11 protein-coding genes are annotated in these 14,066 nt (G+C 58.4%); 4 read left to right on the forward strand and 7 right to left on the reverse strand.

Annotation, left to right across the window (positions count from 1 at the left end; all coding sequences use genetic code 11):
* The first annotated feature begins 169 nt into the window (after positions 1-169).
* Positions 170-2,563 (forward strand): glucose/quinate/shikimate family membrane-bound PQQ-dependent dehydrogenase, encoded by a 2,394-nt coding sequence (locus MMW58_RS24230; protein ID WP_159237419.1) that lies wholly within the window; start codon positions 170-172, stop codon positions 2,561-2,563.
* A gap of 74 nt (positions 2,564-2,637) precedes the next feature.
* On the opposite strand, the gene cueO is transcribed toward MMW58_RS24230, so the two are convergent.
* A complete protein-coding gene (cueO, locus tag MMW58_RS24235) occupies positions 2,638-4,230 on the reverse strand; it encodes a multicopper oxidase CueO (protein ID WP_241722271.1) in 1,593 nt (530 codons plus the stop codon).
* Positions 4,231-4,374: 144 nt separating this feature from the next.
* On the opposite strand from cueO, the gene MMW58_RS24240 reads away from it, so the two are divergent.
* From MMW58_RS24240 to speD, 3 genes are all read left to right on the forward strand, one after another.
* Positions 4,375-4,722 carry a YacC family pilotin-like protein gene (locus MMW58_RS24240; RefSeq protein WP_095104103.1) on the forward strand — a complete coding sequence of 116 codons (348 nt, stop codon included), beginning with the start codon at positions 4,375-4,377 and terminating at the stop codon, positions 4,720-4,722.
* Between the two features lie 165 nt (positions 4,723-4,887).
* Positions 4,888-5,757 carry a polyamine aminopropyltransferase gene (speE, locus tag MMW58_RS24245; RefSeq protein WP_241722272.1) on the forward strand — a complete coding sequence of 290 codons (870 nt, stop codon included), beginning with the start codon at positions 4,888-4,890 and terminating at the stop codon, positions 5,755-5,757.
* 14 nt (positions 5,758-5,771) lie between these two features.
* Positions 5,772-6,566, forward strand: a complete 795-nt coding sequence (gene speD, locus MMW58_RS24250) for an adenosylmethionine decarboxylase (protein WP_045859836.1) — start codon at positions 5,772-5,774, stop codon at positions 6,564-6,566.
* Positions 6,567-6,603: 37 nt separating this feature from the next.
* On the opposite strand, the gene MMW58_RS24255 is transcribed toward speD, so the two are convergent.
* The 6 genes from MMW58_RS24255 to acnB form a co-directional block, all read right to left on the reverse strand.
* The gene (locus tag MMW58_RS24255) at positions 6,604-7,362 is read right to left on the reverse strand and encodes a DeoR/GlpR family DNA-binding transcription regulator (RefSeq protein ID WP_095103729.1); all 759 of its coding nucleotides are present in this window, start codon (positions 7,360-7,362) and stop codon (positions 6,604-6,606) included.
* A gap of 127 nt (positions 7,363-7,489) precedes the next feature.
* Complete coding sequence (locus tag MMW58_RS24260) at positions 7,490-8,503, reverse strand: D-threonate 4-phosphate dehydrogenase (RefSeq protein ID WP_371823019.1); 1,014 nt, start codon at positions 8,501-8,503, stop codon at positions 7,490-7,492.
* A complete protein-coding gene (dtnK, locus tag MMW58_RS24265) occupies positions 8,463-9,737 on the reverse strand; it encodes a D-threonate kinase (protein ID WP_241722274.1) in 1,275 nt (424 codons plus the stop codon). The genes MMW58_RS24260 and dtnK overlap by 41 nt, the downstream gene beginning before the upstream one ends.
* On the reverse strand, positions 9,737-10,696 hold the full coding sequence (locus MMW58_RS24270) for a 2-keto-3-deoxygluconate permease (RefSeq protein WP_045859844.1): 960 nt from the start codon (positions 10,694-10,696) through the stop codon (positions 9,737-9,739). The genes dtnK and MMW58_RS24270 overlap by 1 nt, the downstream gene beginning before the upstream one ends.
* A 174-nt stretch (positions 10,697-10,870) precedes the next feature.
* Positions 10,871-11,233, reverse strand: a complete 363-nt coding sequence (gene yacL, locus MMW58_RS24275) for a protein YacL (protein WP_095103735.1) — start codon at positions 11,231-11,233, stop codon at positions 10,871-10,873.
* A gap of 184 nt (positions 11,234-11,417) precedes the next feature.
* The gene (gene acnB / locus MMW58_RS24280) at positions 11,418-14,015 is read right to left on the reverse strand and encodes a bifunctional aconitate hydratase 2/2-methylisocitrate dehydratase (RefSeq protein ID WP_241722275.1); all 2,598 of its coding nucleotides are present in this window, start codon (positions 14,013-14,015) and stop codon (positions 11,418-11,420) included.
* Positions 14,016-14,066 lie beyond the last annotated feature (51 nt).

Genomic DNA, 14,066 nt, shown 5'->3' on the forward strand with positions numbered 1-14,066 from the left:
AAGCCGCTGCTCTCACATCGACGTTGACCGGCAAGCTGACCATTATACCAGTAAAAAGAAATCTGCGGTGCAGGGAATAATAAAAGCTATTTTGTGATTCCGATCACACTTGTTAAATCCTATAATTAATTGCATCTAAAATATTAACAAACAAAACGAGTAACCTTCTATGGCAGAAACAAAACCTCAACAATCGCGGCGACTCGTCGTGACGCTGACTGCGCTCTTTGCAGCGTTCTGCGGTCTCTATCTTCTCGTTGGCGGGGTATGGCTGGCCGCTATCGGCGGCTCCTGGTACTACCCGATTGCCGGCCTGGTGATGCTCGCCGTTACCGTTATGCTGCTGCGCGGTAAGCGTTCTGCGCTCTGGCTGTACGCCGCGCTGCTTCTCGCCACCATGATTTGGGGAGTCTGGGAGGTCGGCTTTGACTTCTGGGCGCTCACCCCGCGTAGCGACATCCTGGTGTTCTTCGGCATCTGGCTGATTTTGCCCTTCGTCTGGCGTCGCCTGCCCGTCCCTTCCGCCGGCGCGGTGGCCGGGCTGGTTATCGCCCTGCTGATCAGCGGCGGGATCCTGACCTGGGCCGGATTTAACGATCCGCAGGAAGTGAACGGCACCCTGAGCGCCGACGCCACGCCTGCGGCCCCGATCTCCGCCGTTGCCGACGGCGACTGGCCGGCATATGGCCGTAACCAGGAGGGCCAACGCTATTCACCGCTGAAGCAAATCAACGCCGATAACGTGAAGAACCTCAAGGAAGCCTGGGTGTTCCGCACCGGCGACCTGAAACAGCCGAACGATCCGGGTGAGATCACTAACGAAGTGACGCCGATTAAGGTCGGCAACATGCTCTACCTGTGTACCGCCCACCAGCGTTTGTTCGCCCTGGACGCGGCGACCGGGAAAGAGAAGTGGCACTTCGATCCGCAGCTGAACGCGGACCCGTCCTTCCAGCACGTGACCTGCCGCGGCGTCTCTTACCACGAAGCGAAGGCCGACAGCGCGCCGGCTGACGTCGTCGCCAACTGTCCGCGCCGCATCATCCTGCCGGTCAACGACGGTCGCCTGTTCGCCATTAACGCCGACAACGGCCAGCTGTGTGAATCCTTTGCCAACAAAGGCATTCTCAACCTGCAGACCAACATGCCGGTGACCACTCCGGGGATGTACGAACCGACATCGCCGCCGATCGTTACCGATACCACCATTATCATCGCCGGCGCGGTGACCGATAACTTCTCTACCCGCGAGCCGTCGGGCGTGATTCGCGGTTTCGACGTCAATACCGGCAAGCTGCAGTGGGTGTTCGATCCGGGTGCCAAAGACCCGAACGCGATCCCCGACGACCAGCACCACTTTACGCTGAACTCCCCTAACTCGTGGGCGCCAGCGGCCTATGACGCGAAGCTGGATTTAGTCTATCTGCCGATGGGCGTCACCACGCCGGATATCTGGGGCGGCAACCGTACGCCGGAACAGGAGCGTTACGCCAGCTCTATCGTGGCGCTGAACGCGACCACCGGTAAACTGGTATGGAACTATCAGACCGTTCATCACGATCTGTGGGATATGGATATGCCGTCGCAGCCAACCCTCGCAGATATTGACGTCAACGGTAAAACCGTACCGGTTATCTACGCGCCGGCCAAAACCGGTAACATCTTCGTTCTGGACCGTCGTAACGGCGAGCTGGTCGTCCCGGCGCCGGAAAGACCGGTTCCGCAGGGCGCGGCGAAAGGCGATTACGTTGCCAAAACGCAGCCGTTCTCCGACCTGAGCTTCCGTCCGAAGAAAGATTTGACCGGTGCGGATATGTGGGGCGCCACCATGTTCGACCAGCTGGTGTGCCGCGTTATCTTCCACCAGCTGCGCTATGAAGGCATCTTCACCCCGCCGTCTGAGCAAGGCACGCTGGTATTCCCGGGTAACCTCGGCATGTTCGAATGGGGCGGTATCTCCGTCGATCCGAACCGTCAGGTGGCGATTGCCAACCCGATGGCGCTGCCGTTCGTCTCTAAGCTGATCCCACGCGGCCCGGGCAACCCGATGGAGCCGCCAAAGGATGCGAAAGGCTCCGGCACCGAGTCCGGCGTGCAGCCGCAGTACGGCGTGCCGTATGGCGTAACCCTCAACGCCTTCCTGTCGCCGTTTGGCCTGCCGTGCAAACAGCCGGCCTGGGGCTACATCTCCGCGCTGGATCTGAAGACTAACGAAGTGGTGTGGAAAAAACGTATCGGGACGCCGCAGGACAGCCTGCCGTTCCCGATGCCGGTCCAGGTGCCGTTTACGCTCGGTATGCCGATGCTGGGCGGCCCGATCTCCACGGCGGGTAACGTGCTGTTTATTGGCGCTACCGCGGATAACTACCTGCGCGCGTACAATATGAGCAACGGTGAGAAGCTGTGGCAGGCCCGCCTGCCGGCGGGTGGCCAGGCGACGCCGATGACCTACGAGGTTGATGGCAAGCAGTATGTTGTCATCTCCGCCGGCGGCCACGGTTCGTTCGGGACGAAGATGGGCGACTACATCGTCGCTTACGCCCTGCCGGACGAAGCGAAATAACCGCTGAAGTCAAAGAGCAAAAGGCCCGGTGAGAACCGGGCCTTTTCTTTTGTATAACAGGCCGCGCGGCCGGGCTAGACCGTAAAGCCGAGCATCATGCCGGTATCCTCATGCTCCAGCAGATGGCAGTGCGCCATATAGGCAAACTCCTTCGGCGCCTCGTGGTCAAACTTAACCAGCACTTCGCTGACGCCGCCATCGACCCGGACGGTATCTTTCCACCCCGTCCGATGCGCGGCGGGCGGCCGGCCGTTTTCCGACAGAATGCGGAACTGGGTACCGTGGATGTGGAACGGGTGCAGCATCATGTCGCCTTTGCCGGAAATCACCCAGCGCTCATACTGCCCCTTCGCCGCGGCAAACATCGGCACGTCCATGTCAAAAGCTTTGCCGTTGATACGGTTGGCGTTGTGGAAATCGAACGCGCCGTCGCCGTGGTTCATCTGCCCCATACCCGCGTGGTCCATTTTACCCATCTCGCCGTGGTTCATATTTCCCATGCCGCCGCTATCCATCATGCCGCCGTGGTGCATGCCTGACATCGCCCCATCGCCGTACTTTTGCCTTAGCGCCTGCATGCCCATCATATCCAGCATCGGATCCATCGACAGCTGCAGCGTGCGCTGGGTCAGGCCAGCCAGCGGCGGCAGCCCGGGCATCGCCGCCAGGGTATCCGGCAGCTGGCCGGATGCCTGAATCGTCAGCGGCTGGACGCGCAGCACCGGCTGCGGTTTGTCGAACGGGGCAATCGCCATGCCCATCTGGCTGACCGGCAGCGTGATCAGATCGAAGGCTTTGCCGTCGCGGGTATCCACCAGCACTTCAAAGCGTTCCCCCATCAATGCCGGCAGCTCGCTCACCTTGACCGGCTCGGCAAGCAGCCCGCCGTCGCTGGCCACCACGTACATCGGTCGGCCGTCGCTGGTTGAGAAATTGAGCGAGCGGGCGTTGCAGCCGTTAAGCAGGCGCAGGCGCAGCCAGCCGCGCGGGGCGGCGTGTTCGGGATAGAGCGCCCCGTTGGTCAGCAGCGTATCGCCAAACCAGCCGACGGCCGCGCTGATGATATCGAGCTGATAGTCAATTTCGCCGGCGGCGGTGAAGCGCTTATCCTGCACGATCACCGGCACGTCATCGATCCCCCACTGCTTGGGCAGCAGCAGGCGCTCGCTCTCCTCATCGGAAATCAGCACCAGCCCCGCCAGCCCCATCGCCACCTGGCGTCCGGTTTTACCGTGCTGATGCGGGTGGAACCAGCAGGTGGCGGCCCGCTGCGCCGGCGTGAAGCTCACGCTGCGGGAAGCCCCTGGCGCAATGACCCCCTGCGGCCCGCCGTCAACTTCGCCTGGGACCTCCAGGCCATGCCAGTGCACGGTGGTCTCTTCGGCCAGGCGGTTATGAATATCCACGGTGACCGCCTCCCCTTTTTTGAGGCGCAGCGCAGGGCCCAGCAGATTACCGTTATAGCCCCAGGTGGTGGCGCTATGGGGACCAAACTGGGTTTTCCCTGCCTGGATGGTTAACGTGATGCGATTTCGCGCGTCGGCGGCAAGCAGTTCAGGTATCGGCAATGCCGGGCGAGCGGCGGCAAACGCCGGGCGGCTCCAGAGCGGAAGCGCGCTGAACGCGCTAAGCGCGGCGGTTAATTTGATAAATTCACGACGTTGCATTTCACATCCTTTTATTCTGCTGGTGAACTTTTGAGCTTAAACCCTCCAGCAACGGGAAGGTCAAGCAGAAGAGTAAGAATAAAGCTCGGCGTCATGTAAAGAAGTATGCTAACTTTGTTCGTCCGTGATTCAATGGTAAACAAAATGAAGACGCTTTGCAGAACACTAGTGCTCGGCAGCCTGCTTGCACTATCCGCCAATAGCTACGCGTTAAGCGAGTCGGAAGCGGAAGATATGGCTGATTTAACAGCGGTATTTGTTTTTCTGAAAAACGACTGCGGTTACCAGAACCTGCCTAATACCCAGATCCGTCGCGCGCTGGTCTTTTTTGCTCAACAGAATCAATGGGATCTGAGCAACTACGACAGCTTTAATATGAAAGCGCTCGGCGAAGACAGCTACCGCGATCTCAGCGGCATCAAGATTTCGACCCCCAAAAAATGTAAAGCGCTGGCGCGCGATTCGCTCAGCCTGCTGGCTTACGTTAAATAGCGCCGCACCGCAGAATTTCCGCCCGCTATCGCCTCTATTTTCAGGCGTATTCGCCCGTACGCGCATTGCTGAAATATCCGCCGTGCATCCTCATCTATAGTTGGCTATGATGTTGCGCTCGTTTTTTACGGGTGTAACAGATGTTAACAAAGGAGGAATCAATCCGTGGCCGATAGCAAACTGTGGCATGAAACGCTGCACGACCATTTTGGTCAGTATTTTACCGTTGATAACGTGCTGTATCACGAGAAGACCGATCATCAGGATTTGATCATTTTTGACAACGCCGCTTTTGGCCGCGTGATGGCGCTGGACGGCGTGGTGCAAACCACCGAGCGCGATGAGTTTATCTATCATGAAATGATGACCCACGTTCCGCTGCTGGCCCACGGCCAGGCGAAGCACGTGCTGATCATCGGCGGCGGCGACGGCGCCATGCTGCGCGAAGTCTCCCGTCATCCGCATATCGAAACGATCACTATGGTTGAGATTGACGCGGGCGTGGTCTCTTTCTGCCGTCAGTACCTGCCAAACCACAACGCCGGCGCCTACGACGATCCGCGCTTTACGCTGGTTATCGACGACGGCGTCAATTTTGTTAACCAGACGACGCAAACGTTTGACGTCATTATCTCCGACTGCACCGACCCCATTGGTCCCGGCGAAAGCCTGTTCACTTCGGCCTTTTATGCAGGCTGCAAGCGCTGCCTGAACCCCGGCGGAATTTTCGTTGCCCAGAACGGCGTGAGCTTTCTCCAGCAGGATGAAGCTGTCGACAGCCACCGCAAGCTGGCCCACTACTTCAGCGACGTCAGCTTCTATCAGGCGGCGGTACCCACCTATTACGGCGGCATCATGACCTTCGCCTGGGCGACGGACAATGACGCCCTGCGCCATCTTTCCAGCGAAATCATCCAGGCGCGCTTCCACAAAGCAAACCTCAAGTGCCGCTATTACAACCCGGCAATTCATACGGCGGCATTCGCCCTACCGCAATATCTGCTGGATGCGCTGTCCGTCAGCGATCTTAAATAAGGGGGTGAACTAAATTGAAAAAATTGAAGCTGCACGGCTTTAACAACCTGACCAAGAGCCTGAGTTTTTGCATTTACGATATCTGCTACGCCAAAACGGCGGCAGAGCGCGACGGCTATATCGCCTATATCGATGAACTCTATAACGCCAACCGCCTGACCGAGATTTTGTCCGAGACGTGCTCAATAATCGGCGCCAATATCCTGAATATCGCGCGCCAGGATTATGAGCCGCAGGGCGCCAGCGTCACCATACTGGTCAGCGAAGAACCGATTGACCCGCAGCTTATCGATCAAAGCGAGCATCCTGGCCCGCTGCCGGAAACCGTGGTCGCCCATCTCGATAAAAGCCATATCTGCGTCCATACCTACCCGGAAAGCCATCCCGAGGGCGGGCTCTGTACCTTCCGCGCTGATATTGAAGTATCAACCTGCGGCGTCATTTCGCCGCTGAAGGCGCTGAACTACCTCATCCACCAGCTGGAATCCGATATCGTCACCATTGACTACCGCGTTCGCGGCTTTACGCGTGATATCAACGGGATGAAGCACTTTATCGATCATGAAATTAACTCGATACAGAACTTTATGTCCGACGACATCAAGTCGCTGTATGACATGGTGGACGTCAACGTGTACCAGGAAAACATCTTCCACAGCAAGATGCTGCTGAAGGAGTTCGACCTGAAGCACTACATGTTCCATACCAGGCCAGAAGATTTAAGCGAAGAGGAGCGCAGGGTCATTACCGACCTGCTGTGGAAGGAGATGCGCGAGATTTACTACGCCCGCAACATTCCGCATATCTAAGAGACGCAGGCAGGGCCGCGGCGGCGGCGCTGCCTGGTTATGCCAGGTGAAGCTGGCACGGCAGGTTGGCGAGCGCCTCCTGTGCCTGGGTCGCCAGGCCGCGATCGGTGACGATATCCGTCAGGCTGGCAAGCGGGGTGACGCAAAACAGCGACCAGGAGCCATACTTGCTGCTGTCCGCTAACAGCACCCGGCGGCTCGCATTCAGCGCCAGATCCTGCTTGAGCCCGGCCTTCTCTTCCGTGGGAGTGGTAATTCCCTTCTCCAGGCTCCACGAATTACAGCTAATAAATGCGATATCCGGGTAGATACCGCGCAGCAGCTTACGACCGTGATCGCCAATGCACGACTGGCTGCTGTCATCGATGCGACCGCCGATAATGGTCACCTCTATCTGCTTAAACTCCGAGAGAAACAGGGCGATGCGTAAATCGGATGTAATCACGCGCAGCGGCAGCGAAGTCAGGTTACGCGCCAGCTCCAGCATCGTCGTCCCGGCATCCAGCACGACCGAATCTCCGGCTTTAATCATCGACAGGGCGAGCTGGGCAATCGCGCTCTTTTCCTGGGGATGCAGCAGCTGCTTTTCATTCGTCGTCGGCTGAGCAGGGATAAAGCGGTTAAGCGCCACGCCGCCGTGGCTGCGATTAATCACGCCCTGCTCATCCAGCTTAATCAGATCGCGTCGTATGGTCGCGGGGGAAGCGTCAATAGCGCTAACCAGTTGTTCAACGGTGACCAGATTATGGCCTTTCAGATAGTCCAGAATCTGGTCTAATCGATTTTGTGACTTCATATACCTTTCATCTTTCACGTTGCGAGCCGATAGCCACGCCAGCGCTTAACCGGCGCGGGTAACCGCCTCAGGCACCGCGGACTGCCGCCTTGTGCAACCTGAATGAATCCGGATAACGATCTATAAATTAAGCAAGCTGACTGGCTAGCTGGATAGAGATCGCCATGCTCTCAGACTTAGCTTTACCTGTCCAGGCAATATCAAACGCGGTGCCGTGATCCGCTGAGGTGCGGATAAACGGCAGCCCGGCCGTGATATTGACGCCATCATAGAAGCCAAGCAGCTTCAACGGAATATGCCCCTGATCGTGGTACATCGCCACCACCATATCGTACTGCCCTTCCCAGGCCTGCAGAAAGACGGTATCCGGCGGGCAAGGGCCATAAACGGCCACTCCCCGCTGCTGCATCTGCGCTATCGCCGGGCCGACAATATTAATCTCCTCATCGCCAAAAAGACCGTTTTCACCGGCATGAGGATTAACGCCGGCTACCGCGATACGCGGAGAGCTGAACCCCACGCGCCGTAGGAAAGTGTCGGCGAGCGAGATCACCGTTTTGATACGCTCGCCGTTCAGGGTATCGAGGAATTTACGCAGCGCAATATGCGTCGAAACGTGTATGACCTTCAGCTTGTCGGTATACAGCACCATCGCATAATCGCGACTGTCCGTCAGCCGGGCCAGCAGCTCCGTATGGCCCGGATACATGTGCCCCGCCAGATGAAGCGCCTCTTTATTCAGCGGCGCGGTCGCGATGGCGGAGACCTCTCCCGCCAGCGCCATTTCGGTGGCCCGCTTAACGCAGCGGTAAGCCAGGTCGCCGGCCTGCGCCTGCACTTTTCCCGGTATGAGCATGGCAGGCTCTTTCAGGGGTTCGTCAATGACGTTAACGATCCCCGGCGCATAGCGCGCCTGGGAAACCTGCTTTATCGGGCGTAATTCTACGGGCGGGGTGACGCCGGACGCCTGCAGACGCTGTAGCGTCTGTAAACATCCCACCACGACTGCCGGCGTGCCGGAAAGCTCGCCTTCGGCCAGAGATTTGATAATGATTTCGGGCCCGATGCCTGCCGGGTCGCCCATCGTGACGGCAATTACGTTATTTGTCACTGTACATCTCCTCAATAAAATAAAGTGCATCCCGAAGCGTGGCTTCACCGCCAAATCCGCCGGCTTTGGTGATCACCGGCAGATCGTCAATTTCGCTGTTAACCAGCGTTCCGCAGGGCACGCAAGGCGCAACCTCGCTGTCGATGCGATAACCCTCAGCGCCGAGCGCTCTCGCCACGGCGATAGCAATATCTCCGCCCGTGAGGAACAGCCCCCCGATTTGCGCTCGGTTGATGATGGCGAGCGTGATATCGCCTAGCGCTGAGCTAATGCTGTCTCCTAGCTGCTGGCGTGAAAGCTGGTAGCGTTCGCACAGCGTCTCAATCATCCCGCGCGCATCGGCGTCGCGGCTGGTTCTCAGCACACAATGCTGGCGATCGCGCAAAACGGCAGTGGACTGGTGGACGATCTTTTCCTTCATGCTATCGCTGTCCGTTTGCAGCAGCGCCTCGACATCAATATCCACAATCCCCAGCGCTCTCTCTTTCGCCGCAAACACAATTTGCTGCCGGGTCGCTTCACTCATCGAACCGGCGACTACCAGCACCGGCAGCTGCTGCCGTGGGCTGAGATAGCAGCCTGCCGGCAGCGCGTTAGCAAAACCCGCCGCGCCAACGAGCAGGTAACGGTCGTGAAGCCCGGCCACCGCCTGGGCCAGCAGGGCTAAATCGCCATCATTTTCGGCATCAACGACCACAATCCCACCATCGCTCTCGCCTAAGCGCTGGAGTTCGGCGCCTGAGCCACCGCCACGTACCGTCGCCAGATCCAGCTCATAAACCGGACAGGCGGTCTGCAATTCAAGCAATGTCTTGATATGAGAAGAAATAATCGGTGTTTTTGGATCGCTGGCAAATTCTGTTTCGACGAGCGGTACGACGTGTACCAGACACTGTCCGTTCATCGTTACCCTGCCCGCCGCAGGGATCGCTGCCGCCACGATGGCCAGCCTGGTCCCGCAGGCCTGCATTGCCGCTTCGACCTCCGCGCCGACGTTACCGCGGAACGTCGAGTCTATCTTTTTGTATACCAGCGGCGGGTTATCCCGCTCGCGAAACCAGGGCGCGACGGCCGCCCTCACCTTCTCTGCCGCCTCAGCCGGCGCCAACGCCCTGCTTTCGGTATTTATCACCAGGACATCAGCCTTACGTGACGCTTGCTGTCGTTCATCGAGCATGACCTCAGTGCGCGCGCCCTTTTTGGCCAGCTGGACCCCTGTATCATTTGCTCCGGTAAAATCATCTGCGATAACAATCATCTTCATTACGGTTTCTCCCCGAGGGCGATCTTCGCCTGCTGCTGGTTACGCTTCGCCACCCACGACGTCAGCGCTGGCGTTAAGAGGGCGGTCACAATCACCGACGTGGCCACCAGCGGCGTCGCCACCGCCACGATCGCGCCCAGCGCAGGGTCCGCCTGTGCAATCGCCATCGGCGTGGCGACGGCGTTACCAGCGGTGCTGGAAGCCGCTGCGCCGGCAATACCGGTCCCGCCCAGCAGGCGATCGACTTTAATATTGAAGAAACCGCCCACCAGGGTGGTCAGCGCGCCCAGCAGGATCCCGGCAAGCCCGCCCTTCAACAGCATGGACAGGTCGATTCCGGCGCCTAGCGCAAAAGCAAAGAATGGGATCAGCAGCGGGCCGCCTTTAGTGAGGAATTCGCGCATCTGCGCATCCAGATTGCCGAGCAGCATGCCGATAAGCATGGGGATCAGCACCACCACGATCGACATCAGCGGAATATTAGCCATACCCGCCGCGCCCAGAGCGATCATCGTCAGTATCGGGCCGTCGCTCAGAGACATCAGCGGCGTTGCCCCCACCTCATTCTCGCTGCCAAACTCGCCGGCCAGAGCGGCGTACAGGCCGCCGTTAGTGTTGCTCATCGCGGCAATAATGGCGACGGAGGAGAGTCCCCACAGACCGTCGACGCCAAAAAACGTCTCGACGGTAAATCCAAGCGCTACCGCCACAACGAACTTAGTGAAGGTAATACCGCCGCCAATCAACAGAGATTTAGGGGCGGCTTTTATATGGATACCCGCCCCCATGCAGAGTAAAAACGCCCCGATAAGCGGCGCGGCGCCGTTCTTAAATAATGCCGTGGTAAAGCCCCCCACCTGCAGCGCCTCGGGGGCGAAGGTATTGAGCATAGCCCCCAGCACAAGCGGGACGACCATCATCCCTCCGGGGATTTTTTCTATTGTCGCTTTAATTTTCATACCGCCCTCCAAATTGATTTAATATAATCACACATGACTATATTAAATCAATAAAAAGAAAAATAAGGGTCAGATCTCAGTTCCGGGTCAACGTTAAGCCGTTTAATGATTATTTGATTAAATGTAATCAAGGAGGAGAGTGCGGGCAGCGCCAAAAAGAGCGCTGCCGGGGGGTTAGCGGTCTTGTAAGAAGCGACGGTAGGCGGCAACGACCTGCAAAAAGTCTTCGACGCCGCAGAGGGAGAAGCTCTCCTCGTCGTAGTAGCTCATCCCTTCTTCAATTTCATCGCCGGAGATTTCCAGCTGGTTAGCGCGGATCATCACCTCTTCGCCATCTAACCATAACGTGTACTCATGCCCGGCACGCTGCCAGGAGCGCTCGCTGCCTTTTACGGTACGCGCGGCCTGTTCCACTTCATCCAGCAGGGCGAGATTATCCTTCACCTCTTCATTAAACCAGTGCCCCACCACCTCGTGGCCCATCGCCATCCGCACCTTTACCACTCCGGTAATATCGCGCAGAAATTCGTAATCCATAGTCTCTTCCTCTGCAAGGGCAATGCGTCACGCTGCACTGTACCCATAGCGTAATTATCGCAGCACCGGGGGAGAAAAAAAGCGCGGAGGATGAAGGATTGGAAATAAAAATGCCCGGTGACGCAATGTTCACCGGGCACTGGAGACTTTACGGCCAGTTCGTCAGGCGAGCTGACGCGTGACCTTATACCGCAGTCTGGAAAATCACCCCATCCGCTTTCTCAGTGTACTGATCCAGCTGATTGAAGTTCAGGTAGCGGTAGGTATCCGCTGCCGTCTGATCGACCTGAGCGACGAAGGTCTGGTACTCCTCCGGCGTCGGCAGCTTGCCGAGCAGTGAAGCCACGGCCGCCAGCTCAGCGGAAGCCAGGTAGACGTTCGCGCCGGTCCCCAGACGGTTCGGGAAGTTACGGGTTGAGGTGGAAACCACCGTCGCGCCGTCGGCTACGCGCGCCTGGTTGCCCATGCACAGGGAGCAGCCCGGGATTTCGATCCGCGCGCCGCTCTTACCAAAGACGCTGTAGTAGCCTTCTTCGGTCAGCTGAGCCGCATCCATACGGGTTGGCGGAGCCACCCACAGACGGGTCGGCAGCTGGCCTTTGTGGCTATCCAGCAGCTTACCTGCGGCGCGGAAGTGGCCGATGTTGGTCATGCAGGAGCCGATAAAGACTTCGTCGATCTTCTCACCCTGAACGTCGGACAGCAGACGAGCGTCGTCCGGGTCGTTCGGTGCGCAGAGGATCGGCTCTTTGATATCCGCCAGATCGATGTCGATAACCGCGGCATATTCCGCATCCGCATCGGCTTCGAGCAGCTGCGGATCCGCCAGCCATTTTTCCATCCCCTGAACGCGACGCTCCAGGGTGCGGCGATCGCCGTAACCTTCGGCGATCATCCACTTCAGCAGAACGATGTTGGAGTTCAGATACTCAACGATCGGCGCCTGGTTCAGCTTGATGGTACAGCCGGCTGCAGAACGCTCGGCGGAGGCGTCGGTGAGCTCAAACGCCTGCTCAACTTTCAGATCCGGCAGGCCTTCGATTTCCAGAATGCGTCCGGAGAAGATGTTTTTCTTCCCTTTCTTCTCAACGGTCAGCAGGCCCTGCTTGATGGCGTACAGCGGGATGGCGTGAACCAGATCGCGCAGGGTGATCCCCGGCTGCATCTTCCCTTTGAAGCGCACCAGCACGGATTCCGGCATATCCAGCGGCATGACGCCGGTGGCGGCGGCAAACGCCACCAGACCAGAGCCCGCCGGGAAGGAGATACCGATTGGGAAACGGGTATGGGAGTCGCCGCCGGTACCTACGGTGTCCGGCAGCAGCATACGGTTCAGCCACGAGTGGATAACGCCATCGCCCGGACGCAGAGAGACGCCGCCGCGGTTCATAATGAAGTCAGGCAGAGTATGGTGCGTGGTCACGTCGACCGGCTTCGGATAGGCCGCGGTATGGCAGAAGGACTGCATCACCAGGTCCGCAGAGAAGCCCAGGCACGCCAGGTCTTTCAGCTCGTCACGGGTCATCGGACCGGTGGTATCCTGGGAGCCAACGGAGGTCATCTTCGGCTCACAGTAGGCGCCAGGACGAATACCGGTTACGCCACAGGCGCGGCCAACCATTTTCTGCGCCAGCGAGAAGCCGCTGGTGCTTTCGGCAACGTCTTTCGCCTGACGGAAAACGTCGCTGTGCGGCAGGCCCAGGGCGTCGCGCGCGCGGGTCGTCAGGCCACGACCGATAATCAGCGGAATACGGCCACCGGCGCGGACTTCGTCGATCAGCACGTCGGTTTTCAGCTCGAAGGTCGCCAGCAGCGCATCGGTTTCGTGGTTACGCACTTCGCCTTTGAACGGGTAAACGTCAATGACGTCGCCCATATTCAGGTCGTTGACGTCCACTTCAATCGGCAGCGCGCCCGCATCTTCCATAGTGTTAAAGAAGATTGGTGCAATTTTCCCGCCAAGGCACAGGCCGCCGCCGCGCTTGTTCGGCACGTTCGGGATATCGTCGCCCATAAACCACAGCACCGAGTTGGTGGCGGATTTACGCGAAGAGCCGGTACCGACAACGTCGCCAACGTAGGCCAGCGGGAAGCCTTTTTTCTGCAGCGCTTCAATTTGCTTGATCGGGCCAACCGCTCCCGGCTGATCCGGTTCGATGCCTTCACGGGCGTTTTTCAGCATCGCCAGCGCGTGCAGGGGGATATCCGGGCGGGACCAGGCGTCCGGCGCCGGGGAAAGGTCATCGGTGTTGGTTTCACCGGTAACTTTGAAAACGGTGACGGTGATTTTTTCCGCCAGCTGCGGGCGGCTCAGGAACCACTCGCCGTCGGCCCAGGATTGCATCACCTGCTTAGCGTGTTCGTTACCCGCTTTCGCTTTCTCTTCTACATCATAGAAGTTATCGAACATCAGCAGCGTATGGGACAGCGCTTTCGCGGCAATCGGAGCCAGTTTGGCATCGTCCAGCGCGTCAATCAGCGGATGAATGTTGTAACCGCCCTGCATGGTGCCCAGCAGTTCAACGGCTTTTTCAGGGGTAACCAGTGGGGAGGTCGCTTCACCTTTGGTGATGGCGGCAAGGAATCCGGCTTTAACGTAGGCGGCTTCGTCGACGCCCGGCGGTACGCGGTTAATTAACAGGTCTAACAGGAATTCTTCTTCACCCGCTGGCGGGTTTTTCAGCAGTTCTACCAGCGCGGCCATTTGGGTTGCATCTAAGGGTTTGGCAACAATCCCAACGGCTGCACGCTCAGCTACGTGCTTACGGTATTCTTCTAGCACGACGGTTCTCCTCGCTCTCATTGTAAAATGCGGTAGGCGATTCTCTTCACG

Source organism: Klebsiella sp. HC6, from assembly GCF_022605325.1.
In the GTDB taxonomy this organism is placed as follows: domain Bacteria; phylum Pseudomonadota; class Gammaproteobacteria; order Enterobacterales; family Enterobacteriaceae; genus Klebsiella; species Klebsiella terrigena.